This is a genomic window from Pseudomonas edaphica (assembly GCF_005863185.1).
Lineage (GTDB): Bacteria > Pseudomonadota > Gammaproteobacteria > Pseudomonadales > Pseudomonadaceae > Aquipseudomonas > Aquipseudomonas edaphica.
Genome location: NZ_VBVZ01001121.1, coordinates 1 through 624, shown reverse-complemented (window position 1 = coordinate 624; position 624 = coordinate 1). Strand labels below are relative to the sequence as shown.

General features: G+C 61.2%; 1 protein-coding gene. It reads right to left on the bottom strand.

Annotation, left to right across the window (positions count from 1 at the left end; translation table 11 throughout):
* On the bottom strand, positions 1-525 hold a 525-nt coding region (locus FEM54_RS33625), incomplete at its 3' end, for a histidine phosphatase family protein (protein WP_138454406.1).
* Between the last annotated feature and the right edge of the window lie 99 nt (positions 526-624).

The following is a 624-nucleotide window of genomic DNA, read 5'->3' as shown; positions in this document are numbered from 1 at the left end:
TCGAGTGTTGACGCGCAGCTCGGTGGCGGACAGCGGCTCGACGTCGATCAAGTAGAACTTCGAGAGGGGAAATTGCATGACGTACAGCAGGGCGGCACGGATCACGAAGGGGTGGGTGACGGCCACGACGTGGCCGGGGTGGCTTTCGAGGGATTTGATCCAGCGCCCAACCCGCGTGCAGAGCTGCTCTACCGACTCACCGCCATGGGGTGCGGCGGCGCTGTCGGTCATCCAGGCCGCCAAGGCGTCGGGGGCCAATTGATCGATGGCTTGGCCTTTCCAGGCGCCGAAATCAACATCACGCAAAGCATTTTCGATCTGCGCGTCGGCACCGAACAGGCCCGCCGTCTGACGGCTTCTGGCCTCGGGCGCGCTGACTAACCGCGTGGTTTTCTTGAAACGCCCGGCCAGGGATAACGCCGCTCCTTGCCAATCCATCGCGACAGACTCGTCATCGGGAAAACGCCCGTGCTTTTGCAGCGGCGTGACGGCATGGCAAATCAAGGTCAACCGGGTGGCCTGCATCACTCTTCACTCTGTTTCATGGCGCAGTCCGCGGAGACTGGCGAGGTTGTCTCGATATATTACAACACACATGAAACAGGATGCCTCTCGGTACTCAGC